Source organism: Anaeromassilibacillus sp. An250 (assembly GCF_002159845.1).
Lineage (GTDB): Bacteria > Bacillota > Clostridia > Oscillospirales > Acutalibacteraceae > Anaeromassilibacillus > Anaeromassilibacillus stercoravium.
This window is the reverse complement of record NZ_NFJK01000001.1, coordinates 80,535-106,291: the sequence shown is the minus strand read 5'-3', so window position 1 is coordinate 106,291 and position 25,757 is coordinate 80,535. Positions and strand designations below refer to the sequence as shown.

Annotated in this window: 21 protein-coding genes; all 21 read left to right on the top strand. The window is 54.5% G+C overall.

Features of this window, described 5'->3' with window-relative positions; translation table 11 throughout:
- Positions 1-199 precede the first annotated feature (199 nt).
- Positions 200-1,093, top strand: a complete 894-nt coding sequence (locus B5F54_RS00505) for a DUF5685 family protein (protein ID WP_087228960.1) — start codon at positions 200-202, stop codon at positions 1,091-1,093.
- Complete coding sequence (locus B5F54_RS00500; protein ID WP_087228957.1) at positions 1,086-1,712, top strand: J domain-containing protein; 627 nt, start codon at positions 1,086-1,088, stop codon at positions 1,710-1,712. Before B5F54_RS00505 ends, B5F54_RS00500 begins: the two co-directional genes overlap by 8 nt.
- Positions 1,709-2,251 (top strand): hypothetical protein, encoded by a 543-nt coding sequence (locus B5F54_RS00495; protein ID WP_237966327.1) that lies wholly within the window; start codon positions 1,709-1,711, stop codon positions 2,249-2,251. The genes B5F54_RS00500 and B5F54_RS00495 overlap by 4 nt, the downstream gene beginning before the upstream one ends.
- A gap of 172 nt (positions 2,252-2,423) precedes the next feature.
- Positions 2,424-3,308 carry a MurR/RpiR family transcriptional regulator gene (locus B5F54_RS00490; protein ID WP_087229568.1) on the top strand — a complete coding sequence of 295 codons (885 nt, stop codon included), beginning with the start codon at positions 2,424-2,426 and terminating at the stop codon, positions 3,306-3,308.
- Positions 3,280-4,530 (top strand): NAD(P)/FAD-dependent oxidoreductase, encoded by a 1,251-nt coding sequence (locus B5F54_RS00485; RefSeq protein WP_087229566.1) that lies wholly within the window; start codon positions 3,280-3,282, stop codon positions 4,528-4,530. Before B5F54_RS00490 ends, B5F54_RS00485 begins: the two co-directional genes overlap by 29 nt.
- Positions 4,531-4,542: 12 nt before the next feature.
- Positions 4,543-5,208, top strand: coding sequence for a (d)CMP kinase (gene cmk, locus B5F54_RS00480; RefSeq protein ID WP_087228953.1), 666 nt, complete (start codon positions 4,543-4,545; stop codon positions 5,206-5,208).
- Between the two features lie 67 nt (positions 5,209-5,275).
- Positions 5,276-5,902: a lysophospholipid acyltransferase family protein gene (locus B5F54_RS00475; protein ID WP_087229563.1), complete on the top strand. Its 627-nt coding sequence runs from the start codon at positions 5,276-5,278 to the stop codon at positions 5,900-5,902.
- 55 nt (positions 5,903-5,957) lie between these two features.
- A complete protein-coding gene (locus tag B5F54_RS00470; protein WP_087228950.1) occupies positions 5,958-6,557 on the top strand; it encodes a lysophospholipid acyltransferase family protein in 600 nt (199 codons plus the stop codon).
- Positions 6,558-6,737: 180 nt separating this feature from the next.
- Positions 6,738-8,735 carry a bifunctional 4-hydroxy-3-methylbut-2-enyl diphosphate reductase/30S ribosomal protein S1 gene (locus B5F54_RS00465; RefSeq protein ID WP_087228948.1) on the top strand — a complete coding sequence of 666 codons (1,998 nt, stop codon included), beginning with the start codon at positions 6,738-6,740 and terminating at the stop codon, positions 8,733-8,735.
- Positions 8,736-8,867: 132 nt separating this feature from the next.
- Positions 8,868-9,515 (top strand): sporulation protein YunB, encoded by a 648-nt coding sequence (gene yunB / locus B5F54_RS00460; protein WP_172749482.1) that lies wholly within the window; start codon positions 8,868-8,870, stop codon positions 9,513-9,515.
- A gap of 144 nt (positions 9,516-9,659) precedes the next feature.
- Positions 9,660-11,639: an NAD-dependent DNA ligase LigA gene (gene ligA / locus B5F54_RS00455; RefSeq protein WP_087228943.1), complete on the top strand. Its 1,980-nt coding sequence runs from the start codon at positions 9,660-9,662 to the stop codon at positions 11,637-11,639.
- A gap of 129 nt (positions 11,640-11,768) precedes the next feature.
- Entirely contained in the window at positions 11,769-13,028 is a 1,260-nt protein-coding gene (locus tag B5F54_RS00450; RefSeq protein WP_087228940.1) for a diaminopimelate decarboxylase, read from the top strand.
- A gap of 162 nt (positions 13,029-13,190) precedes the next feature.
- Positions 13,191-13,637, top strand: a complete 447-nt coding sequence (locus B5F54_RS00445; RefSeq protein ID WP_087228937.1) for a DUF2975 domain-containing protein — start codon at positions 13,191-13,193, stop codon at positions 13,635-13,637.
- A 29-nt stretch (positions 13,638-13,666) separates the two neighbouring features.
- Positions 13,667-13,873: a helix-turn-helix domain-containing protein gene (locus B5F54_RS00440; RefSeq protein WP_087228936.1), complete on the top strand. Its 207-nt coding sequence runs from the start codon at positions 13,667-13,669 to the stop codon at positions 13,871-13,873.
- Between the two features lie 28 nt (positions 13,874-13,901).
- On the top strand, positions 13,902-15,509 hold the full coding sequence (locus B5F54_RS00435) for a DUF4153 domain-containing protein (RefSeq protein WP_087228933.1): 1,608 nt from the start codon (positions 13,902-13,904) through the stop codon (positions 15,507-15,509).
- 72 nt (positions 15,510-15,581) lie between these two features.
- On the top strand, positions 15,582-16,154 hold the full coding sequence (locus B5F54_RS00430) for a chromate transporter (protein WP_087228930.1): 573 nt from the start codon (positions 15,582-15,584) through the stop codon (positions 16,152-16,154).
- On the top strand, positions 16,151-16,714 hold the full coding sequence (locus B5F54_RS00425; protein ID WP_087228927.1) for a chromate transporter: 564 nt from the start codon (positions 16,151-16,153) through the stop codon (positions 16,712-16,714). The genes B5F54_RS00430 and B5F54_RS00425 overlap by 4 nt, the downstream gene beginning before the upstream one ends.
- A 360-nt stretch (positions 16,715-17,074) precedes the next feature.
- Positions 17,075-20,818: a DNA-directed RNA polymerase subunit beta gene (gene rpoB, locus B5F54_RS00420; protein WP_087228924.1), complete on the top strand. Its 3,744-nt coding sequence runs from the start codon at positions 17,075-17,077 to the stop codon at positions 20,816-20,818.
- A gap of 18 nt (positions 20,819-20,836) precedes the next feature.
- Complete coding sequence (rpoC, locus tag B5F54_RS00415; RefSeq protein ID WP_087228920.1) at positions 20,837-24,379, top strand: DNA-directed RNA polymerase subunit beta'; 3,543 nt, start codon at positions 20,837-20,839, stop codon at positions 24,377-24,379.
- 261 nt (positions 24,380-24,640) lie between these two features.
- Positions 24,641-25,069: a 30S ribosomal protein S12 gene (rpsL, locus tag B5F54_RS00410; RefSeq protein ID WP_054324206.1), complete on the top strand. Its 429-nt coding sequence runs from the start codon at positions 24,641-24,643 to the stop codon at positions 25,067-25,069.
- Positions 25,070-25,241: 172 nt separating this feature from the next.
- A complete protein-coding gene (gene rpsG, locus B5F54_RS00405) occupies positions 25,242-25,712 on the top strand; it encodes a 30S ribosomal protein S7 (protein ID WP_191362370.1) in 471 nt (156 codons plus the stop codon).
- Positions 25,713-25,757 lie beyond the last annotated feature (45 nt).

Below are 25,757 nucleotides of genomic sequence, written 5' to 3'. Positions count from 1 at the left end.
AGCCGCCTTGCTTTGCTAAACAGAGAAAAATTTACATATTGTTAATTAAATACTGATGGAGGATATAGTAGAATACTAACGAGTCCAATTTATAGAATTTCGAATGAAAATCGAAAAAACGCGGCGAGGTTCCCTTTGAAATTGGCACGTGGATAGCGGGCTTTGCTTGCAGGTAAAATGCCTATAAGGGGGTGGCCTTGTGTTTGGATATGTCCGGCCTCAGAAGTCTGAGTTACGTGTGCGCGAATATGAAGCATATCGGGCGGTTTATTGTTCGTTATGCCGGCAGCTTGGAAAGAGCTATGGGATGTTCGCAAGAATGACGCTCAGCTATGACTGTACCTTTTTCGCATTGTGGCTGATGGCGCTGCACAAGAAATGCTTGGGTTTTCGAGAAGGGCGTTGCGTGGTGAACCCGCTCAAGAAATGTGGAGCTTGTATAGGGGGGGAAGACGAACTCCGTCTGGCTTCTGCGTTATCGGTGATTATGGTTTACCAAAAGGTGCGGGATAATATTGCAGATGACCGTTTTTTAAAGCGTATGAAGTCCTACATGGTACTCCCGTTTGTCTCCCAAATGCGCAGGAAAGCCGCAAAGGACTATCCGGAGCTGGACAAGATCGTGGCCTTGGCGATGATGGAGCAGGCGGCTGCGGAACAAAATCCAGGGCAGAGTATTGACTTTTATGCAGAGCCGACCGCGAAGATGATGGAGCAGGTTTTCGCCTTTGGTGCGGCTGCCCCGGAACTGAGCCCCGAGGACCGTCTTGTGCGGCAGGCGGGGTATTTTTTAGGCCGCTGGGTCTATATTATAGATGCGGCGGACGATTTGGAAAAAGATTTATATGAAGGAGCATTTAACCCTTTTATCATTAAGGAGCAGTTGCAGCCCAACTGTCCGACGGAACGGCTGAAAGAAGTCAAAGAGGAAGCAAACCGGATTTTAAATGCGACGCTTTCCCAGCTGATCGCAGCAGTCAACTTGATGGACCTTGAGCAGCTCGGCGCGATTGTTTCCAATGTGATGTTTCTCGGCTTGCCGGAGATGCAGCGAGCAATCCTGTTTGAGAAGGAGAAAGAAAAGCATGTCTGACCCGTATAAAATTCTTGGGGTACCTCCCACTGCAACGGACGATGAGGTCAAAAGTGCTTACCGGGCACTGGCAAAAAAATATCATCCCGATAATTATGCCGGCAGCCCTGTTGCAGATCTCGCGGATGAGAAGATGAAGGAGATCAACCAAGCGTATGACACAATTATGGCCCAACGCAAAGGACGCACAACAAGTGGTGCGCAGCAGACGGGGTGGGGTTATACAGGATATTCCTCCTATGCCAATCCTAGGTCCGGTTTTAATGATGTGCGAAACTTGATTATGACCGGCCGGATTGCGGATGCAGAGCAGATTTTGAATGGTGTCCCTGCGGAAGGGCGCGATGCAGAATGGCATTTTCTGAAAGGGACCGTATTGTATAAACGCGGCTGGATGGAAGAGGCATACAATCATTTTTCAAGCGCCTGCCAGATGGACCCCAATAATATGGAGTACCGGGCGGCAATGAATCAGGCGATCAACCAACGCAATGGCGTTTACGGCGGATACAACCCGAATGTCCAGACCGTGGGTGGTTGTAGCTTTTGTGATATTTGCGCAACGGCAATTTGCTGTGATGCTTGTTGTAATCCGTATGGTGGGGGCGGCTGCTGTTGAGAAACAATACCATAAAGCTGGCGTTCAGCAGTATGCTGGCTGCATTGAGCACGGCGCTGATGTTTATGACCAATTTGTTTCCCGCTGCATCCTATACGCTTCCAGCGATCGCGGGGGCTTTGATGATGCTGACGGTGATCGAACTGGGCAAGAGATGGGCTTGGCCATCGTTTGTAGTGTCGGCTGTATTATCGTTTTTGGTGGTAGCCGATAAAGAGGCGGTCGCGATATTTGTCCTCTTTTTTGGATATTATCCCATTCTAAAAGCAAATTTCGAACAGCTCCCCAAGCGGTTGTTCAGGTGGCTTGCCAAGTTCCTTTTGTTCAATGTAGCGATGGTTGTGGAGTTTTTCCTCTCCATCCATTTGCTGGGCGTGCCGGAGGAAAGCTTTACGGTTTTTGGCGTGTATCTCCCTTGGGTCTTCCTGTTGGTCGGGAATGTGGCGTTTTTGCTGTACGATTATTGCCTTTCCTGCTTAGTCATCGTCTATTGCCAGCGGATGCATAAAAATGTACAACGGTGGCTTAGGCTGAAATAAAGCTTGATTTTTCAAAATTTTGGTCTTAATATAGAGTGGAACCGTTTTCGCCCTGTGGGCGGCGAAAACAGCTCCACTATTTTTTGCATGATTTGTGGAGGTTGCCGTCGTTTTCTGCATGCGATCGGGCGGCAAATCCGATAAAATACACCGCTCGGAGATGGGATTTGAAATGAATAACTTGTTGACCGCCAGAATTCAAAACAAAATGACCAGTTTTTCGAAAGGCCAGAGACTGATTGCAAAATATATACTGGAGCATTATGACAAGGTGGCGTTTATGACAGCTGCCCGCTTGGGTGCTACGGTTGGCGTGAGCGAATCGACCGTAGTGCGTTTTGCCACGGAGATCGGTTACACAGGATATCCGGAGCTGCAGCAGGCCATGCAGGAGATGATCCGGAACAAGCTTACCTCGGTCCAGCGCATGGAGGTTACGGCCAACCGCATCGGGGACAACGATATCCTCGACTCGGTATTCAACCAGGATATCGACATCATCCGGCGGACCATGGAAGAGACCTCCCATGAGAATTTCTATAAGGCGGCGGACGCGATCTCTTCCGCGCGGAAGATCTATATCTTGGGCGCGCGCAGCTCCTTGGCGCTGGCGACGTTCCTTTCGTATTACATGCACCTGCTGTTTGAGAATGTGCTTCTGGTGCAGTCTACCAGCGAGGGGGAAATCTTTGAACAGATGATCCGCATCGATGAAAACGATGTAGTGATCGGAATCAGCTTCCCGCGGTACTCCCGGAAAGCGGTCAAGGCGATGAATTTTGCCCGCAAGCGTGGGGCGAAGGTGGTTGCGATCACAGACAGCACCTTGTCCCCGTTGGCAGAACCTGCCGACTATCTGCTTTTGGCGCGCAGCGATATTGCCTCCATTGTCGATTCCTATTGCGCGCCGCTCAGCTTAATCAATGCCCTGATTGTCACCATTGCCCTGAAAAAGTCCAATGAGGTCAAAAAGGTCTTCCAGAACCTGGAGGACATCTGGGATGAATACGGAGTTTACGAAAAGGTGGATGAACACAAGAGTGAGCCAAACGTATGATGCGCTAGTGATCGGCGGCGGAGCGGCCGGGATGCTCGCCGCAGGGACGGCCGCGGCCCGTGGACTGCGGACCTGCCTGGTGGAAAAGAATGCACGGCCCGGCCGGAAATTGATGATTACCGGCAAGGGCCGCTGTAATGTAACAAACGATTGCGATGTACAGGAGCTGATCGCCTCGGTCCCCTCCAACGGGCGTTTTTTATACAGCGCGGCATCTGCGTTTCCCCCACGGGATGTGATGTCTTTCTTTGAAGCGCAAGGCCTCCCTCTCAAAGTGGAGCGGGGAAACCGCGTGTTTCCGACATCTGACCACGCGGTTGATGTCGTGGATACGTTGATCCGGTACATGAAGCGCAGTGGTGTGGAAATGCTAACCGGGGAAGCCAAACAACTGCTGTTGGAGGATGGCACGGTGCAGGGGGCGGAGCTGCAGGGCGGCGCACGCATTTTGGCCCGGAATGTGTTGGTTGCGTGCGGCGGTGTGTCGTATCCAGGGACGGGCTCCACGGGGGATGGCTATGCGTTTGCACGTCAGGCTGGCCATATCGTCACGCCGCTGCGCCCCTCGTTGGTGCCCTTGGTGGCCGCCGGGACGGACTGTCCGGAGATGATGGGACTGTCGCTGAAAAACACGGCGATCCATGTCTGGGACACGAAAAAAAAGAAAGAGATTTACCACGATTTTGGGGAGATGCTTTTCACGCATTTTGGCCTTTCCGGCCCGATGGTCCTGAGCGCCAGCGCGCACATGCGCGATATGGCGCCTGACCGGTACCGCGTGGTGGTGGACTTAAAGCCGGCGCTGCGCCCGGAACAGCTCGATGCGCGCCTCCAGCGCGACTTTGAAGCGAATAAGAACCGCGATTTTTCCAATGCGCTTTCTGCACTGTTGCCGCGCAAGATGATTCCCGTGATGGTGCGCCGTTCCGGTATTGCACCGGACACGAAGTGTAATCAGATCACCCGCGAGCAGCGGCGTGCTTTTGCGGAGCTTTTGAAGGCATATCCTGTGGAGATTACGGGATTCCGGCCGGTGGAAGAGGCGATTGTCACCTCCGGCGGCGTATCCGTGAAGGAGATCAACCCGAAGACCATGGAGTCCAAGCGTGTGGCGGGGTTGTACTTTGCCGGGGAAGTGATTGACGTAGACGCCTATACCGGCGGATTTAATTTGCAGATTGCTTTTTGTACCGGCCGCCTCGCGGCGAATTCCATGAGTTAGGGAGGATATACGATGATTGCAATTGCCATTGACGGCCCGGGCGGGGCTGGAAAAAGCACGATGGCCCGCGCTTTGGCCAAAGAGCTTGGATATATCTATGTGGATACCGGGGCGCTCTATCGGGCGATCGGCCTGTATATGAGGCGGAAAGGCATCCCCACGACCGACTTTGCGGCGGTTGCCGGAAATCTGGGAGGCGTGGAGGTCCGGTTGGCCTTCCGCGATGGGGAACAGCGCGTGTTCCTTGCGGAAGAAGATGTTTCCGACGCCATCCGTACGCAGGATATTTCGATTGCAGCTTCCAATGTCTCCGCTGTCCCGGAGGTGCGCGCTTTCCTGTTTGACTTGCAGCGGGATCTCGCAAAGAAAAACCATGTGGTTATGGACGGCCGGGACATCGGGACGGTTGTCCTCCCGAATGCACAGGTTAAGATTTTCTTGACGGCTTCTCCCGAAGAGCGCGCCCAGCGCCGCTATTTAGAGCTTCGGGAAAAAGGCTTAGAGGCCGATTATGACCAGGTCCTGACGGAGCTCAAGCAGCGTGATTACGATGATTCCCATCGCGCGGTCGCGCCGCTCGTTCCGGCAGAAGACGCCATTATGGTGGACAGCACCGGTTTAACGCGGGAGCAGGCCTTCCAGCGCCTTTTGCGCACTGTTCAGGATAAGATTTCTTAAAAGGCCGTTCTCCCAGGGAAGACGGCCAAAACAACACCGGGATTTCCCGGAGATCGGTGGTTTGAAAATGAAGCGTACGCCTCTTTATGTATTTGCGAGGGCAATCGCAGAAAAGGTGACCTTTCCGTTTGTGCCCTATACCGTTAAGAATAAAGAACGGTTCCCGAAAGAGGGCAGGGTGGTGATTTGCTGTAACCATTTGTCCAACTCCGACCCCGTGCGCTTATCCTGTTCCCAGAGACGGCAGATTTTTTATATGGCAAAGGCGGAACTTTTTCAATTTAAGCCTTTTGGCTTCATTCTGAAAAAATTGGGCGCGTTTCCCGTGCAGCGCGGCAAGGGGGATGTCGAAGCGATCGACGCCGCTGCGGAGCTGTTGCATGAGGAATGCGCCATAGGGGTATTCATCGAGGGAACACGGTCCAAGGACGGTGAGTTGGGAAAACCAAAAGCGGGTGCCGTGATGCTTGCCTACCAAAACCAGGCCCCGATCTTGCCGGTTTGTATCACGCCGGTCGGCAGTAAAAAGCCCCGGCTGTTTCACCGTACGATCATTTCCATTGGAGAACTTATTCCCTGCGAACAGCTGGGCATTCAAGAGGGTACCGGTGTGGAATTTCGGAATGCCAGCCGGTTGGTGATGGACAAGATCCGGGAATTGCGGGAGCGTGATTTGCGAGAGATGCAGGGATAACGTTCCTCTTTGAGCGTGAGGGCATGTTTACATAGAGCGCAAAGGAGGCCCGGCTATGTCTGTCTATCCATTTTGGAGGAAGCTCTTGGCGCCGGTCGGGAAGTTGCTGTTCCGTTTACAGATAGAGGGGACGGAGAATATCCCAAAGCAGGGGCCGGTCATCCTTTGCAGCAACCACCGGTCGGTCCTCGATCCCTTTTTTATGGCGGTAGCAGTTCCTCGAACGATCCGTTTTATGGCAAAGTCCGAGCTCTTTGCGGATCACGGCCGCTTTGCACGCTGGCTTTTGTACGCCTTTGGCGCATTTCCTGTCCGGAGGGACAAGGGGGATGCGGAATCGGTGCGGACAGCGGTTCACATTTTGCAGGACGGCGGTGTGGTCGGGATTTTTCCGCAGGGCCGCTGTGTGTTCGATGATTCCCCTTTTCAGCCGAAGGCGGGCGCGGTGTTGGTGGCAGCGAAGGCGCAGGCCCCGATTTTGCCGGCCTGCATTTTTTTCAAGGGGCGTATCCGCCCTTTCAAACGCGTTGTAGTTCGGTTTGGGGAAGTCCTTTCGATACAGGCGCTCGACCTTGCGGACGGTTCGCTTCGACATGTACGCGGGGCGGCGGGGCGATTGGCAGAAAAAATTAACGGTTTGCTTGAAAGAAATTGAGCTTTTGCGTTGTATTATCAGTGATGGCGGGAGAGCGTTCCAAAAAGAAGTTTCTTTTTGGAAGGAAAACAGGCTTCTTTTTGGATCGCGCAGAGACGCCTTTTTCCCGTGAAAGGGTTCATAATTGGAGCGGGGCCGGGTAAACTTTTTGTAAGACCGGCCGGACAGGAGGACGGATTTTTGAAGGTAACCGTAGCAAAATCGGCCGGTTTCTGCTTTGGCGTGAACCGTGCGGTTCAGATGGTATTTGCATTGTTGGATGCGGGGAAACGGGTGTGTACCCTGGGCCCGATTATTCATAACCCGCAAACGCTGCAGGAGCTGGAATCCCGCGGCGTCCAAATCGTGGAATCACCGTCCCAGACGCCGCAGGGTGCGACCCTAGTCATCCGCTCGCATGGGGTATCGGAGGCTGTCCTAGAGGAGATCCACCGCTTAGGGATCGCTTATGTGGATGCCACCTGCCCTTTTGTAGCCAAGATTCATAAAATTGTTTCGGAGGCCTCTGCAAAGGGACAAACCGTGCTGATTGCGGGGAATGCCACCCATCCGGAGGTGGAAGGAATTCGGGGCCATTGCCAGTCCTGTTATGTTTTTAAAAATGCAAAAGATTTGGAAGATTTAACGAACAATTTTCCAGATTTAAAAAATAAACCGGCATGTTTTGTCGCACAGACGACTTTTAGCGTGGCGGAATGGGAAAATTGTTTGGAAATCATAAAAAAGGTATATACAAATGCCACAATTTTTGATACAATATGTAATGCTACTGCAAAGCGTCAATCTGAAGCGGTCGAATTGTCCGAGCATTGCGATGCGATGATCGTCATCGGCGGCAGGCAAAGTTCAAACACTGCGAAACTCCGCGATGTTTGTAGGCAGAACTGCACTACATATCTCATCGAAACAGCGGAGGAGCTTCCGCTGTCGGCTCTGAAGGGAGCCGCTTCCGTTGGCATTACTGCCGGCGCCTCAACACCGGCAAGCATTATAAAGGAGGTACTAGTTACCATGTCAGAAATTATTGAAAACGCAGGTGCGAATTCAACGGAGAATGCCGATACGAGCTTTGAGGAGATGCTTGAAGAATCCCTCAAAAGTTTAAATACAGATGAGAAGGTACACGGTGTGGTTGTCGGCATTGCCCCCAACGAGGTCTATGTAGATGTTGGGAGAAAGCAGGCCGGATTTATTCCGGTTGCCGAGCTGTCTGCTGACCCGAATGCAAAACCCGAAGATCTGGTAAAAATCGGCGACGAAATGGACCTCCTGATCATGCGCACCAACGATCAGGAAGGTACGATCATGCTTTCGAAGAAGCGCCTCGACGCAGCAAAGGGCTGGGAAACCGTCGCGGCTGCAGAGGAGAGCCAGGAGATTCTGACCGGTGTTGTAACCGAAGTGATTAAGGGCGGCGTGATCGCTGTGACCAACGGCGTGCGCGTGTTTATCCCCGCTTCCCAGGCAACGGCGTCCCGCAACGATCCTCTGGAGGATCTGCTGAAGAAGGAAGTCCGCTTCCGCATCATCGAGGTCAACCGCAACCGCCGCCGTGCGGTCGGTTCCATTCGTTCCGTCCTCAAGGACGAGCGCAAGGCTCTGGCGGACAAGTTCTGGGAGACCGCAGAGGTCGGCAAGGAGTACACCGGTGTTGTGAAGTCCCTCACCGCTTATGGTGCGTTTGTGGACCTGGGCGGCATCGACGGAATGATCCATATCTCCGAGCTGTCCTGGAGCAGAATTAAGCATCCGAGCGAGGTCGTCAATGTGGGCGACACCGTAAAGGTATACATCAAAGGTCTGGACCGCGAGAAGGGCAAGATTTCCCTGGGCTACAAGCGTGCAGAGGACAACCCGTGGGAGATCCTCAAGCGCGAGTATCCGGTCGGCACGGTTGCGGATGTCACCGTGGTTGGCATGACCACCTTCGGTGCGTTCGCAAGAATTATCCCGGGCATCGATGGCTTGATTCATATCTCTCAGATTGCGGATCACAGAATCGAGAAGCCGCAGGATGTGCTGAAGATCGGCGATGTGGTCAAGGCGAAGATCACCGACATCGACTTCGAGAAGAAGCGCGTCAGCCTTTCCATCCGTGCGTTGCTTGAGCCGGCGGCTGCTGAAGAAGAAGCGGCTGTTCCTGCACAGGAAGAAGCTCCGGCTGCGGATGCAGAATAAGTTTTTAAAATTTTTCGGGCACAGAGGGATGTTTTCCCCCTGTGCCTTTTTGTTTCTCTGAAATCAGAAAAAGTCTGCACAGCTTTTTTCCTTTTGCGTATGATGGAAAAGAAGCAAAAGGAGGGATGCGCCGTGAGACGATGGAGAAGAAGCAGGCCGCGCCGCCACAGACGTGGAGGGTGGATCGGAAAAGCGGTGGCTATCGTAGCACTGTTGGGCGTAATCTTCCTGTTTCTGGATTGGAGATTGCATCCGGTCGTCGAATCCATGGTGACCAATCAGGCGCGGATCACCTCGGTGGAGGCGATTAACGGGGCGGTCATGGAGGAATTGACTGCAAATTCCGTCTCCTACACAGACTTGGTGGACATCGAGCGCGCAGAGTCCGGGCAGATTTTAGCGGTTACAACCGACATGAATCAGATGAACCAACTCAAAGCATCGATCTTGCAGAGAGTGCAGGAACAACTGGGGGAGCATTTGGACACCGGTGTGCCGTTGGGAACGCTGCTCGGCAGTGAACTTCTGCATGGGCGTGGGCCCAATATCCCTGTGCGCCTGTCCCTTTCCGGCAATGTGACGGCGGATTTTGAGAGTACATTTGAATCAGCGGGGATTAACCAGACGAAACACCGCATCTGCCTGCGGGTGCATGCCAGCATCTATTCGTTTTTGCCGCCTGCCTACAATGGCACGACCGAGATTACAACCGATATCCCTGTGGCGGAAACGGTGATTATTGGGGAAGTTCCTCAATTGATGGCGAATATTCAAGCATAAATTTTCCCAACATCCCTTTACGTGTATAGGCTGGATGGAGTATAATCAAACTAATCGAAAACGGGCCGCCGGGCGGGATACGCCGGCGGCCTCTTTGACGGCGGGTGCGTGGAAAATGCTCGCGCAAAAGAAGGAGAAAAAGCCATGGAAGAACAAGCGGTAAAGCAGCAGATGCAAGAGTTGATCGCACAGATCAACTATCATAACCAAAAATACTATGTGGAAGACGCCCCGGAGATCGATGATTATGAATACGATATGCTGTACCGGCAATTGCAGCAGCTGGAAAACGACCATCCGGAGTGGATTCAACCCGATTCTCCCACCCAGCGCGTGGGCGGTGCGCCCTTGAACACCTTTGAAAAGGTGGAGCATGAGGTCCCTATGGAAAGCCTGCACGATTCCTTTTCCGAGGAAGAGCTGATGGACTTTGACCGCCGGGTGCGCGAGGTCGTGAGCGATCCGGTCTACATTGTGGAGCCAAAATTTGATGGGCTATCCGTTTCCCTGGAGTATCGCGACGGCCTCTTTGTGCGCGGTTCCACCCGCGGGGACGGCCTGGTGGGAGAGGATGTCACTGAAAATTTGCGGACGGTCCGGACCGTGCCTTTGAAGCTGAGCCGCCCAGTTCCGTATTTGGAGGTGCGCGGCGAGGTTTACATGTCGCATGAGAGCTTTTTCAAGTTGGCGGCGCGCCAGGAGCTCAACGATGAAAAGCCCTTTAAAAACCCGCGCAATGCGGCGGCGGGTTCTCTGCGGCAGAAGAATCCGCGCATTACTGCGACACGGACCTTGGATATCTTTGTATTCAATGTACAGCAGGTCTATGGGGAAGAACTGCATTCCCACAAGCAATCACTGGACTTTTTGAAGGAGCTGGGCTTCCCGGTGCCGCCCTCTTACAAAGCTTGTCCTACCATGCAGGAGGTCATTGAAGAGGTACGCCGCATCGGGGAACTGCGCGGTTCCCTGGGATATTCCATCGACGGCGCCGTCGTCAAGGTGGACGACTTCTCGCAGCGTTCCCTCTTGGGAAGCACGGCGAAATTCCCCAAATGGGCGGAGGCGTTCAAATATCCGCCGGAGGAGAAGGAGACAAAGCTCCTGGAAATCGAAATCAATGTCGGGCGCACGGGCGTCTTGACGCCGACCGGTATCTTTGAGCCGGTCACGCTGGCGGGCACAACCGTCAGCCGCGCGACGCTGCACAACCAGGATTTCATCACAGAAAAAGACATCCGCATTGGGGACACGGTTGTCCTGCGCAAGGCGGGGGAGATTATCCCGGAGGTGGTCTCCGTGGCCGCGCACAACCCGGATGCGGAGCCCTACCGTATCCCGGAGGTATGTCCCTCCTGCGGTGGCCCGGTCACCCGTGAAGAGGGCGAGGCCGCTATACGCTGCACAAATCCGGAGTGCCCCGCACAGCTGGTGCGCCACATGATCCATTTCAGCAGCCGTGACGCCATGGACATCGACGGGCTGGGCCCGGCGTTGATCGAACAGTTGGTGGAGCGCGAACGGGTGGCTTCCCCAGCGGATCTTTACCGCCTGACCCAGCCGCAGCTACAGGAGCTGGAGCGCATGGGGGAGAAGTCCTCGCAAAATCTGCTGCAAGCCATTGAACGGAGCAAGGAAAACGACCTCTACCGGCTGGTTTACGCCTTGGGCATCCCGCACATCGGCCTGAAAGCTGCCAAACTGCTGGCCGCCCATTTTGGCAGTATGGATGCCATCTTCCAAGCGAGTGCGGAGGAGATTGCCGCGATTGACGGCTTCGGCGGCATCATGGCGGAGAGTATCCGGCAATTCTTCGACCTTTCCAGCACCGCGCACTTGATTGGGCGCCTGCGCGATGCGGGAGTGAACCTGCTGAGCAAGACCGTGGTGAACGATACCCGGTTTGCGGGAAAGACCTTTGTCCTAACGGGAACGCTCCCGACAATGACGCGAGCGGAGGCTTCGGCGGTGATCGAAAAGCTCGGCGGGAAAGTGAGCGGCAGCGTTTCGAAAAAGACCAGCTATGTCCTTGCGGGAGAGGAGGCCGGAAGCAAGCTGACAAAAGCACAGCAGCTCGGCGTTCCGATCCTCACAGAGGAGGAATTCCTCCAGATGGTCGATTGACCACGCATATTGCTTTATGCGGCTTGACTTGACAAAAAAACAAATCTTTTTTATACTGTAAACGTCAATTTTGAAAGTTAATCTGCGCTAACTTGCGGCGCGGAAATGAATGAGGAAAGTGGGAGCCAGATGAAAAAGCCATTTGTCACCAATGAACAATTGCAAAAAATTGTCGAAGAATATCCGACGCCGTTCCACCTGTATGACGAGAAGGGCATCCGTGAGCGCGCGCGCAATCTCCAGAAGGCATTCGCATGGAACAAGGGCTTCAAGGAATATTTTGCGGTAAAGGCGACGCCGAATCCGTTCATTTTGAAGATTTTGCAGGAGGAGGGCTGCGGCGTCGATTGCTCCTCGCTGACCGAGCTGATGATGTCCGAAGCGTGCGGCTTCTCCGGAAGCGACATCATGTTTTCCTCCAACGACACGCCGGCTCAGGACTTCCAGTATGCGGCAAAGCTGCATGCGACGATCAACCTCGACGACTTCACCCACATCGACTTTTTGAACAGCCTCGTTGGAATCCCGGAGACGATCAGCTGCCGGTACAACCCGGGCGGGAAGTTTGCAATCAGCAATACGATCATGGACAACCCCGGCGATGCGAAGTACGGCTTTACCAAGGAGCAGATGATCGAAGGCTACAAGAAATTGCAGGAATTGGGTGCAAAGCATTTTGGCATCCATGCCTTCCTGGCCAGCAACACCACGACGAACGAATATTACCCCACCCTGGCGCGCATTTTGTTTGAGCTGGCGGTGGAGCTGAAAGAAAAGACAGGGGCCCATATTGCATTTATCAACCTTTCCGGCGGCGTGGGAATCCCGTATCGCCCGGAGCAGCAGGAAGTGGACATCCTGGCCGTGGGCGAGGGGGTACGCAAGGCGTATGAAGAGGTCCTGGTTCCCGCCGGAATGGGCGACGTGGCGATCTTTACAGAACTGGGCCGCTATATGCTTGGGCCAAACGGCTGCCTGGTGACGAAGGCCATCCATGAGAAGCACATCTACAAGGAGTACATCGGCGTGGACGCTTGTGCCGCCAATTTGATGCGCCCAGCGATGTACGGCGCGTATCACCACATCACGGTGATGGGCAAGGAGGATCAGCCCTGCGACCACCAGTATGATGTCACCGGAGGGTTGTGCGAGAACAACGATAAGTTTGCCATCGACCGTATGCTGCCGAAGATTGACATGGGGGATCTGCTTGTTTTCCACGACACCGGGGCGCATGGTTTCTCGATGGGATACAATTACAACGGCAAGCTCCGCTCTGCGGAGGTCCTTCTGAAGGAGGACGGGACCACCCAATTGATCCGCCGCGCGGAGACGCCGAAGGACTATTTTGCCACCTTTGATTTTACGGGATTGTTCGACCAATATTGAGTTTGTCTTTCCAAATTTTATACGCATTGCAACTGCCCGCGGGTTTCCGCGGGCTTTTCTTTTTGAATATCAGTATAAATTTATTGAAAAACGATAAAAATATATTGCAAAACGATTTCAAGCGTGCTAGAATAGAAGCAGAAAAACAAAGGAGGAACCGCGATGTGGACGAAATCCAAATCTCTTATGTTGTCCATCTTCTGCACCAGGCTGTTTTTGGTATTGTTGGTGGCTGGGGTGATCTTTGCCCCGCAGATCGTGGCCTGGTACTTTGGGGAATCGCCGGACGCACAAGCCATCCATCTGGCGTTCCGGATTACGATTTACTGCTGTGCGGTACCCGGCCTATTTCTGCTTCTGTGTTTACACCGCCTTTTGCGCAATCTTCGCCGGGAGAGGGTGTTTGAGCAGGAGAACGTCACGCTGCTGCGGGCAATTTCCTGGCTGTGCATTGCAGTGGGGGTGGTGACCCTGGTTTCCGGCTTTTATTACACGTCGTTTTTTCTGGTGGCGGCTGCGGCGGCCTTCTGCGGGCTGATTGTGCGGGTGGTCAAGAATGTATTTGAACAGGCCATTGAGATTAAGACGGAAAACGATTACACCATTTGACGCCCACGGGCGATGAAAGGAAGAGCGACATGCCGATTGTTGTCAATCTGGACGTCATGATGGCCAAGCGGAAGATTTCGGCGGGAGAGTTGGCGGAGAAGGTCGGGATCACCCCCGCAAACCTGTCGATCTTGAAAAACAACAAGGCCAAGGCGATCCGGTTTTCAACCCTGGAAGCGATCTGCCGCGCGCTGGACTGCCAGCCGGCGGATCTTCTGGAATATCGAGAATCTTAAGAAACATACGGAAAGGAGCATCGGACAAATGCATATGGAACCGAATCATGAGGGCGCGGCAAGCGTACCCCAAACCACTGGTGCGCCCATTTTGCCGGCGGAACGCGTCTATCAGGACCCATCGGCGCCTGCCGGCCTCAAGGGCAAAAAAGAACCGTCGATTCCCTTCACAGGGGTGGATGCCTGCTTTGCGATCCTGGCACTGGTGTGCGGGTATCTCTTTGTCTGGCTGGTAAACCCACTGGCGCTCTTAGCGCCGTATTCCCTCGGCGTAGGCGTTACAATCTTCGCCGCCTGTTTCTATACGACGGCCTTACTCTACATGCGGAAACAGAAGATCTCGCCGCCCAAGAGCAGCTATGGCTGGTTGGGGCTTTCCATGGTCTCCGCACTCTACTTTGCGCTGTTCTCAAATGGAGTGTTGAAATTTTTCAACCTATTCTTTTGCATGATCGTGACTGTGTATTGGATTGCAGCGGCGTGCGGCTCCCGGCTGGAACCCTCCCTCGGTCGGTTTGTTGTGCCGGACCTGCTGGATCAATTGTTTCGGATTCCCTTTTCCAATTTTACTTGCAGCCCCAAGATTTTGCGCGGTGCAGCGGGCAAAAGCCGCCGGAGCAAAAATGCGCTGGCGGCTGTCTTGGGCATTTTGGTGGCGATCCCCCTCGTCATGGTTGTGGGGACGCTGCTGACAAGGGCGGACCAAACCTTTGCGCGGATGGTGCAGGAAATGACCGCGGAATTCGGGGAACGGTTGCTGGAGTTCCTGCTGCGGCTGCTTCCGGCGGCGCTGGTGGGATGCTATTTCTTTGGAATGTTCTACGGAAACCTGCAAAAGCGCTTTGTAGCGGTCCGCGGGAAAGAAGATGTGGAAAAAGCCCGTGAGAAGCGCCGCAAGCTGCCGCCCGCGATGACGGTCACGGTCTTGGCGCTGCTCACCGGGGTTTACCTCCTGTTCTTTGGCGCCCAGGCAGCCACCCTGTTTTCTGCATTTGCGGGCGTGCGTCCGGAGGGGCTTACCTATGCCGAATATGCCCGCCAGGGCTTTTTTGAGCTCTGCGGGGTGGCGATGATCAATCTGGCGGTGTTGGGAGGCGTGCGCCTGTTCACCGTGAAAAAGGGAGAAACACCGGTGCGCCCGCTGGTCGTGTTCTCGGTATTGCTCTCCGCGGAAACCCTTCTGTTGATTGTGACGGCTCTGAGCAAGATGGTCTTATACATCCAACAGTATGGATTGACCCTCCTGCGCGTGTACACCAGCTGGTTTATGGTTCTGCTGTTCATCGTTTTTGCCATCGTGATCGTCGCGCAATTTCGCAGAGTTAATCTGGCCAAGGCATTGGTGCTCGCCTTTTCCATCTGCTTTTTGCTCCTGTGCTACAGCAATGTGGACGGACTGATCGCACGGTACAACATCGGCCGCTATCAGGCGGGGACACTGGATTCAGTGGACCTCGAAGCCCTATACGCTACGCCGGAAGCCTCCCTGCCCTATGTCAAGGAGCTCTACCAGGAGACGGATGACCCGGCCTTGCGCGCTGAGATCCGCAACTATTGGGGCGGTTTTGGGCAGTACGACGTCCCGTTCCACGAACAGAACTTGGAGCATTTTCTAGCACAAGAAAACACGATTTAACCAAAATGGCATTGTTTGCCGGGCCTTCCCAAGATATAATGAAAGAAAACATGGAAATGGGAAGGGTATGGGATGGAACAGGAATCTCTTGGGCGGCGGTGCGCGGCGCTGTTCGTCACCTTTTTAAAGATCGGCGCGTTTACCTTTGGGGGAGGCTATGCCATGATCCCACTGATCCAGCGGGAGACGATTGAGTCGCGCCATTGGATTGACGATCAGGATCTGCTGGATATGTTAGCGATTGCAGAATCAACGCCGGGGACCATTGCGGTCAATTCCGCTACGTTTGTCGGTTACCGTGTGGCGGGGTTCTTAGGGGCCCTTTTTGCCACGATCGGTGTGGTGCTGCCTTCTTTTCTGGTCATCCTGCTCTTAGCAGGGGTCTTGGAACAGTTTAAGGAGCTGAAATATGTCAGCTATGCCTTTGAAGGTGTTCGCGCCGGGGTAGCTGTGCTGATTATAAACGCGGTTTTTAAATTGTCCAAACAATGCCCGAAGAATGTGTTTGCGATCGTGGTGGCAGCAGCGGCCTTTATCTTGGTGGCACTGTTCAGCCTGAACGTGATTGTTGTGATTATATGCGCTGCGGTTGCCGGGATTGCCTTTCAGCTTTGGCAAAAGCGGAAAGGGGGAGAGGCACCGTGATCTTGCTGCATCTGTTCCTAACGTTCTTTAAAATCGGGCTTTTCACCATCGGCGGCGGATATGCGATGATCCCGCTGATTCAGGAGGAGGTCCTACAGAACCACTGGCTGAGCTTCACGGATCTGATCGACTTTATTGCGGTGAGCGAATCCACGCCAGGGCCGTTTGCGGTGAATATCGCAACGTATATCGGTGCGGAGACGGCGGGGATTTTGGGAGCGGTCTGCGCGACGGCCGGTGTCGTGCTGCCGTCCTTTCTCATCATCCTGCTGGTGGCAAAGTGGTTCTTGTCCATGCAGGAAAACCACTTTGTCCAGGGGGCGCTGTATGGTCTGCGGCCCGCCGTAGTGGGGTTGATCGCGGCGGCGGCATTTTCCGTCTGTACGACCAGCTTCTTTCCAGAAGGAAGTTTCACTGCGGTCAATTGGATTGGTGTCTGCATTTTTGCATTGGCGCTGGCACTGTTGCTCTGGAAAAAGCCGCACCCGATCCTGTTGATCCTATTCTCAGCAGGACTGGGGATTGTATTTTGTACCATACAGGAGCGATTCATCGCTTGAATAACAGAAAAAGGCCGTCCCGGAGCTCCGTTTGGATACGCCGGGACGGCTTTTTTTGTAAAGAAGATGGGGAAAACCTTCGAGAAAATTAGAGCTTTTGTACAGAAAAGCAGGTGGAAAGTTTGTATCTACATAAAAAAACAAAAAAGTCAAGGTAAAACCACAAATTACCTTGACAAACACTATATATTGTTATAAAATATTAAACTGCATCATCATGGAAAGATATACGCATATCCATGCTTGCTTATCATATCACAACTCCCCCAAAAAGGCAAGCCCCTCTTGCAAGAGAGTTGTGTTTCCCATTATAGATGCCACAATCAGGATGGTAAATTTTTGAATGGAGTGATTGAGCCAATGGTGAATGTCAAACCGGTACAGGTCGGCAAAAATGTCCGCATGAGCTTCTCGCGCATTGACGAAGTGCTGGATATGCCCAATCTGATCGAGATCCAGAAAAATTCCTATAAGTGGTTCCTGGACGAAGGCTTAAAGGAAGTTTTTAAGGACGTCTCAGGGATTACGGACTATACGGGCAATCTGGTCCTCGATTTTGTGGACTACAAACTGGATGTCGACAAGCCGAACTATAGCGTGGAAGAGTGCAAGGAGCGCGACGCCACCTATGCGGCTGCACTCCGGGTGACCGCCCGCCTCTTGAACAAGGAGAGTGGAGAGATCAAGGAATCCGAGGTCTTTATGGGCGATTTCCCGCTGATGACGGAAAGCGGCACCTTTGTGATCAATGGCGCGGAGCGCGTCATCGTATCCCAGTTGGTTCGTTCTCCCGGCGTCTATTACAAGATGGAGTATGACAAGACCGGCAAGGAATTGTTCAGCTCCACCGTTATTCCGAACCGCGGCGCGTGGCTGGAATACGAAAACGACGCCAATGATGTGTTCTATGTCCGCATCGATAAGAACCGCAAGATCCCCGTGACAGTCTTTATCCGCGCTCTGGGTTTGGGCAGTGACGAGGAGATCCGCGAGTACTTCGGCGACGACGACCGCATCAACGCAACCATCGAAAAAGACCCTTGCAAGAACATGGAAGAGGCGCTCTTCGAAGTCTATCGAAAGCTGCGCCCGAGCGAGCCCCCCACCATTGAGAGCGCACAGTCCCACATCAACGGCCTGTTCTTTGACGCGCGCCGTTACGACCTCTCCCGCGTGGGCCGCTACAAATACAACAAAAAATTGAACCTTGCGGGCCGCATCACCGGCCAGCAGCTCTCCCGCCCGATTGTCAACCCGCTTACCGGCGAGCTGATGGCGGAAGAGGGCCAAGTCGTTTCCCGTGAGCTGGCAAAAGAGATCGACGACGCCGGCGTCAGCGTGGCCTATGTCACCGTGAACGAGCGCGAGGTCAAGGTCATCTCCAACGGCATGGTGGATATTCAGAAGTTCGTGAATTTTGATGCAGCTGCGGAGTGCGACATCAACGAGCGCGTTCGTTTCAGCGTCTTGGCGGAGATTCTCGGCGAGTGCGGAGACGACGAGGAAGCGCTCAAGGACGCGGTCCGTTCCCGCAAGGACGAACTGATCCCCAAGCACATCATCATCGACGATATCTTCTCGTCCATCAACTATATGAACTGCCTGGCAGTTGGGCTGGGCACGGTCGACGACATCGACCATCTGGGAAACCGCCGCATCCGCTCGGTGGGCGAATTGCTGCAGAACCAGTTCCGTATTGGTTTTTCCCGTTTGGAGCGTGTTATTCGCGAGCGCATGACCCTGCAGGCGCAGGACCTGGAGGTCCTGACCCCGCATTCGCTCATCAACATCCGTCCCGTGGTGGCTGCGATCAAGGAATTCTTTGGCTCTTCGCCGTTGTCCCAGTTTATGGATCAGACCAACCCGCTGGCGGAGCTGACGCATAAGCGCCGTCTTTCCGCGTTGGGTCCTGGCGGCCTTTCCAGAGACCGCGCCGGATTCGAAGTTCGCGACGTACACTACAGCCACTATGGGCGCATGTGCCCAATTGAGACGCCGGAAGGTCCGAACATCGGCTTGATCTCCTATCTGGCTACCTTTGCCCGGATCAACCAGTATGGCTTCATCGAGGCGCCTTACCGCCGGGTGGACAAGGAGACGGGCATCGTCACCAACGAAGTGGTCTACATGACCGCCGACATGGAGGACGAATACATCGTTGCGCAGGCAAACGAACCGCTGGATGAAAACGGGCGCTTCCTGCATACAAAGGTCAATGCCCGTTCCCGCGACGAGTTCGTCGAAGTGGAGCGCGAGCGTGCGGACTTCATGGACGTGTCTCCGCGGATGGTTGTTTCCGTGGCAACGGCAATGATCCCCTTCCTGGAGAACGACGACGCAAACCGTGCACTGATGGGTTCCAACATGCAGCGGCAGGCGGTTCCGCTGCTCAAGACGGAATCCCCGATCGTGGGCACTGGTATGGAATATAAGGCGGGCGTTGACTCCGGCGTTTGCGTGCTGGCAAAGCACGCCGGCGTGGTACGCAGCGTCAGTGCGGATGAGGTCCGCGTGACACGCGACGACGGCGAGATCGATACCTACCACATCATCAAGTTTATGCGCTCCAACCAGGGAACATGTGTCAATCAGGTTCCGGTAGTCAGCGTGGGTGACCGCGTCCAGGAGGGCGACGTCATCGCAGACGGGCCGGCGACCAAGGACGGCGAGATCAGCCTCGGCAAAAACGCCCTGATCGGCTTCATGACCTGGGAAGGTTACAACTACGAGGACGCGGTTCTGATCAGTGAGAAGATCGTCCGCGACGACGTCTATACGTCCATCCACATTGAAGAATACGAGACCGAGGCCCGCGATACAAAGCTCGGGCCGGAGGAGATCACCAGAGATATTCCGAACGTCAATGAAGACCTCCTGCGCGACCTCGACGAAAGCGGTATCATCCGCGTGGGCGCAGAAGTGCGTGCGGGCGATATCCTGGTCGGCAAGGTTACGCCGAAGGGCGAAACGGAGCTGACTGCGGAAGAGCGCCTGCTGCGCGCGATCTTTGGCGAAAAAGCCCGCGAAGTGCGCGATACTTCTCTGCGCGTGCCCCACGGCGAATACGGCATCGTGGTCGATGTCAAGGTCTTTACCCGTGAGAACAGCCACGACGAGTTGAGCCCCGGCGTCAACAAGGTTGTGCGCTGCTATATTGCCCAGAAGAGAAAGATCTCCGTCGGCGATAAGATGGCGGGCCGTCACGGAAACAAGGGCGTTGTGTCCCGCATCCTGCCGGTGGAGGATATGCCGTTCCTGCCGGATGGCACGCCGCTCGATATTGTGTTGAACCCCCTGGGCGTTCCGTCCCGTATGAACATCGGTCAGGTTTTGGAAGTGCACCTCGGCATGGCGGCCAAGGCGTTGGGCTGGAAGATCATGACGCCGGTTTTCGACGGCGCGCATGAGGACGACATCCGCGAGTGCTTTAAGCAGGCGGGGATGCGTGAGGACGGCAAGATCATGCTGAAGGACGGCCGTACAGGTGAATATTTCGACAACCCGGTCACAGTCGGCTATATGTATTACCTTAAGCTGCATCACCTGGTTGACGATAAGATTCACGCGCGTTCCACGGGCCCGTATTCGCTCGTTACGCAGCAGCCGTTGGGCGGCAAGGCGCAGTTCGGCGGCCAGCGCTTCGGCGAGATGGAAGTTTGGGCGCTGGAGGCATACGGCGCTGCTTATACCCTTCAGGAGATCCTGACGGTCAAGTCGGACGACGTGGTCGGCCGCGTCAAGACCTACGAGGCGATTGTGAAGGGACAGAATATCCCGAAGCCGGGTGTTCCAGAGTCCTTCAAGGTCTTGATCAAGGAATTGCAGTCCTTGGGACTGGACGTCAAGGTGCTTGACAAGAACAACGAAGAAATCGACCTTAAGCAGAACTTCGACGACGATGACGACATGGGCTTCACCCCCTCGGACGATCTGTTCGACGAGCCGACCGTGGAGGATGGAGAACTGGACGGTTATTCGACGGAAGAACATGAGGACGACGACCTCTTCGGCGGGGACGATTTCCCGTCCGATGGGGACGACGACCTCTTTGAAAAGGAGGAACCCTTTGACATTTCTTCTGATGTAGACGGCGAGCAGGAATAAAGAGAAGGGGGTCACAAAATGGAATTCAACGAATTTGAATCAATAAAAATCGGGCTGGCTTCGCCGGATAAGATCCGGGAGTGGTCTTATGGCGAGGTCAAGAAGCCGGAGACGATCAACTATCGTACCCTAAAGCCGGAGCGCGACGGCCTCTTCTGTGAACGCATTTTTGGACCGCAGAAGGACTGGGAGTGCCATTGCGGAAAGTACAAGCGCATCCGCTATAAGGGCAAGATCTGCGACCGCTGCGGCGTGGAAGTCACGCGGTCCAAGGTCCGCCGCGAGCGTATGGGCCACATTGAGTTGGCAGCGCCCGTATCGCACATCTGGTACTTTAAAGGAATCCCCTCCCGTATGGGTTTGATTCTGGATATATCCCCCCGTATGCTGGAAAAGGTGCTCTATTTTGCCCTGTATATCGTCACAGATCCCGGCAATGTTCGAGAATTGCAGAAGAAGCAGCTCCTGACGGAGAAAGAGTACCGCGATCTGCGGGAAAAGTATGAGGATGACTTCCAGGCCAGCATGGGCGCGGAGGCGATCAAGACCCTGCTGGAAGAGATTGACCTGGAGAAGGAGTCCACAGAACTCAAGGACGAATTGGCGACGGCTTCCGGCCAGAAGCGTGTGCGCATTTTGAAGCGCCTGGAGGTTGTGGAGGCGTTCCGTCTCTCCGGCAACCGCCCGGAGTGGATGATCCTCGACGTGGTACCGGTTATTCCGCCGGACATCCGCCCGATGGTCCAGCTCGACGGCGGCCGCTTTGCCACCTCCGACCTGAACGACCTCTATCGCCGTGTTATCAACCGCAACAACCGCTTGAAGCGCCTGTTGGAACTCGGTGCGCCGGATATCATTGTCCGCAACGAAAAGCGCATGCTGCAGGAGGCGGTTGACGCTTTGATCGACAACGGCCGCCGCGGCCGTCCTGTGACGGGCCCGAACAACCGCCCGTTGAAGTCCCTCTCCGACATGCTGAAGGGCAAGCAGGGACGTTTCCGCCAGAACCTGTTGGGCAAGCGCGTGGACTACTCCGGCCGTTCGGTTATCGTGGTTGGGCCGGAATTGAAGATGTACCAGTGCGGCCTGCCGAAGGAGATGGCGCTGGAGCTGTTCAAGCCCTTTGTGATGAAGCGCTTGGTGGAAACCGGCGCCGCTGGCAACATCAAGGCGGCAAGAAAGGCGGTCGAGCGCGCGAAGCCAGAGGTGTGGGATGCGCTGGAAATCGTCATCAAGAACCACCCGGTGTTGCTCAACCGTGCGCCGACGCTGCATAGACTGGGCATCCAGGCGTTCGAACCGGTCCTGGTGGAAGGCCGCGCCCTGAAGCTCCATCCGCTGGCATGTACGGCGTATAACGCGGACTTCGACGGCGACCAGATGGCTGTGCACGTTCCGCTGTCCTCCGAAGCGCAGGCGGAGGCCCGCTTCCTGATGCTGGCGGCTGGCAACCTGCTCAAGCCTTCCGACGGACGTCCGGTGACGGTTCCGACGCAGGACATGGTCCTGGGTTCCTATTACCTCACCTTGGAAAAGGACGGCGAGCCGGGCGAAGGCAAAGTCTTCCGCGACTTCGACGAGGCGATTATGGCATATGATGCGCATATCGTCGGCCTGCACGCGAAGATCAAGGTCCGCCGCACCATGGAGATCGACGGCAAGATGGTTTCCCGCCTGGTGGATACCACGGTGGGACGCATGATCTTTAACCGCCCGATCCCACAGGACCTCGGCTTTGTGGACCGCTCCGATCCGGAGAACCGCTTTAAGTTTGAAATTGAATTCCTGGTTGGCAAGAAGCAGCTGGGAAAGATTATTGATAAATGCATCAAGGTACACGGCGTTCCGAAGACCTCGGAAGTGCTGGACGCGGTGAAGGCGCAGGGATATAAATATTCCACCAAGAGCGCCATCACAGTTGCTGTCTGCGATGCAACGATCCCGCCGCAGAAAAAGGAGATCATCTCCGAGGCGGAAAAGAAGATCGACCTGGTCACCGATCAGTTTAAGAACGGTTTGCTTTCCGACAGCGAGCGTTACAACGCCGTACTGAAGACTTGGGAAAAGGCGACCAACGATGTAACCGACGCCCTGCAGAAGGGCCTGGACCGCTACAACCCGATTTTCATGATGGCGGATTCCGGCGCTCGTGGTTCCATGAGCCAGATCCGTCAGCTCGCGGGCATGCGCGGCCTGATTGCAAACACCTCCGGTAAGACGATCGAGATCCCGATTCGTGCAAACTACCGTGAAGGCTTGAACATTTTGGAATACTTCATTTCCTCCCGTGGCGCCAGAAAGGGCTTGGCAGATACCGCTCTGCGTACAGCGGACTCCGGTTACCTGACCCGCCGTCTGGTTGACGTCTCGCAGGATGTCATCATCCGCGAAGAGGACTGCGGTGCAACCGACGGCCTGGAGGTCTTCGATATTAAGGAAGGCAAGGAGTCCATCGAGTCCCTGCACGAGCGTTTGATCGGGCGTTACCTGGTGGAAGACTTTGTCGATCCGGAGACGGGTGCCGTGCTTGTTTCCAAGGACAAGATGATGGACGACAACGATGCGGACATCATTGTTGGGCACGGCGTGGAGCGCATCAAGGTGCGTTCGATCCTGAATTGCCGCGCGCGCCACGGCGTCTGCAAGAAGTGCTACGGCGCAAACCTGGCAAACGGCCAGCCGGTCACGGTCGGCGAGGCGGTCGGCATCATCGCGGCCCAGTCCATCGGCGAGCCTGGTACGCAGTTGACCATGAGAACGTTCCACACCGGCGGCGTCGCCAGCGCAGAGGATATTACACAGGGTCTTCCCCGCGTCGAAGAGCTGTTCGAAGGCCGCAAACCGAAGCATTTGGCCATTATCAGTGAGATTGGCGGCCGGGTGACGTTTGAGGACATCAAGAAAAACCGCCATGTGGTCGTGACCGATCAGGAGAGCGGCGAGAGCAAGTCCTACCTGATCCCGTTCGGCTCCCGGATCATCGTCAACGAAGGCGATGTGATCGAAAAGGGAACCCGGATCACCGAAGGTTCGGTCAACCCGCACGATGTGTTGGCCATCAGCGGCACGCATGCCGTGCAGGATTACTTGATCGAAGAAGTGCAGCGTGTTTACCGGATGCAGGGCGTTGACATCAACGACAAGCACATCGAGGTCATCGTGCGTCAGATGATGAAGAAAGTCAAGGTCGAAGATCCGGGCGATACAAAGCTGCTGCCCAGCTCTTTGGTGGAAAAAACCGAGTTTGAAGCGGAGAATCAGATTGTCCGCGAGCGCATTGCCGCCGGAGAGACCGATCTCCGCGAAGCGACCTGTTCGCCGACGCTGCTCGGTATCACAAAGGCGTCTTTGGCAACCGATTCCTTCCTCTCCGCAGCTTCCTTCCAGGAGACGACCCGCGTGCTCACCGATGCTGCAATCAAGGGCAAGGTGGACCCGCTGCTCGGCTTGAAGGAAAACGTCATCATCGGCAAGCTGGTCCCGGCCGGTACGGGCATGAAATGCTACAGTGGCGTCGAGATTCAGCATGAAGGTGAGGACTTGACAAATCAGGCCATTTAGCGCTATAATATCCAATTGTAACGGTGGGCTGGAGAAGATTCTTCCAAATGCTACAGTTTGTGGAAAGGATGAATAAAATCCGCAGGAAATGCTGGGGAAATTCAGCATATTTTGCCCCCGTGTTGTGAAGTTTATAAAAATTTATCCTGTTCCAGGAATTCCTTTTCTGGAACAGGATAAAATTGTGTTTAATCCCTTTTTATTTGGTGTTTAGCGGTTTTCCGCTTAACATATATTAACTTTTATGTGAGGAGGTGTCGTATGCCAACATTTAACCAGTTAGTTCATACTGGCCGTGAGGTAAGCGAAAAGAAGGCGAAGGCTCCTGCACTTTTGAAGGGTTGGAACTCCAAGAAGCGCATTGCGATCGATCAGGATTCCCCGCAAAAGCGTGGTGTTTGCACGTCTGTTAAGACGGCTACCCCGAAGAAGCCGAATTCCGCACTTCGTAAGATTGCCAGAGTAAGGCTCTCCAACGGAATCGAAGTCAGTGCGTATATCCCTGGCGTGGGCCACAACCTGCAGGAGCACAGCGTCGTGATGATCCGCGGCGGCCGTGTTAAGGACCTGCCTGGCGTTCGTTATCACATTATCCGCGGTACGCTGGATGCGCAGGGCGTTGCCAAGCGTATGCAGGCTCGTTCCAAGTATGGTGCGAAGCGTCCGAAGGCTGGTAAGGCTACAAAGTAAGCCGGCCCCCACACTCTAATTTGACAATATCCGAACGGCTGCATGTAAAACATGAATGACAATGCAGCGGCGTTTTATATAGATTTTCTATAGCGGACGCCTCTGTATTGGCCAACGGGAGTTTGTCGCTTTCGAGTACCTATGATATCATTCTGTGAAGGAGGGAAGTAAAGTGCCAAGAAGAGGAAATATCGCAAAACGTGATGTTTTGCCCGATCCGCTTTACAATTCGAAGCTTGTAACTCGTCTGATTAACAATGTCATGTACGACGGCAAGAAGGGCGTTGCCCAGAAGATTGTCTATGGTGCATTCGACATTATCCGTGAAAAGACCGGCAAAGAGCCGCTGGAGGTCTTTGAGCAGGCGATGGAAAATGTCATGCCGCAGCTCGAAGTCAAGGCCCGCCGTGTTGGCGGCGCTACCTATCAGGTGCCGATGGAGGTTCGTCCAGAGAGAAGACAGACCCTGGGCCTGCGCTGGATGACCAACTATTCCAGACTCAGATCTGAAAAGACCATGAAGGAGAGACTTGCTGGCGAGATCCTTGATGCTGTTAATGGTGCTGGCGGTGCTGCCAAGAAGCGCGATGATACGCACAAGATGGCAGAGGCTAACAGAGCTTTCGCACATTACAGATGGTAATCGGCGCAAGCTGTCAACTATTCTCAGAACTTTAAGGAGGAAACT